The organism is Limosilactobacillus coleohominis, from assembly GCF_016901675.1.
Taxonomy (GTDB): Bacteria; Bacillota; Bacilli; order Lactobacillales; family Lactobacillaceae; genus Limosilactobacillus; species Limosilactobacillus intestinavium.
Genome location: NZ_JACJKU010000193.1, coordinates 1 through 355, shown reverse-complemented (window position 1 = coordinate 355; position 355 = coordinate 1). Strand labels below are relative to the sequence as shown.

Here is a 355-nt window from a genome sequence, read left to right as displayed (position 1 = left end):
CAATTAAGACATTTAAGTGGCCGTGAATTCAGATACCAATTGATTTGAACCAGTTGGTAATCACTTAGTTCTTCAATGGCTTGTCCCTTGGGAATAAACCGTCGCAAAACTCGGTTACGGTTCTCATTACTACCGCGTTCGTGCGGTGAATAGGCATGGGCAAAGTAAACCTGAGTACCCGTTAGCTGTTCAATTGCCTGATAGTTAGCGAACTCTTTACCATGATCCACGGTCAGCGTCTTGAGCTTGTCTTGAAGTTGACTAGCTAGTTCAAGTACGGCTTGAGTCATGGACTGACTGTCGCGACCATGGAGCCGTTTAACAATTGTCAGGCGACTCTTACGCTCCACAAAAG

General features: G+C 45.6%; 1 protein-coding gene. It reads right to left on the bottom strand.

Annotated elements, in window-relative coordinates:
• Positions 1-355: IS30 family transposase (locus tag H5975_RS08460; RefSeq protein WP_204785640.1), on the bottom strand; the 355-nt coding region annotated here is incomplete at both ends.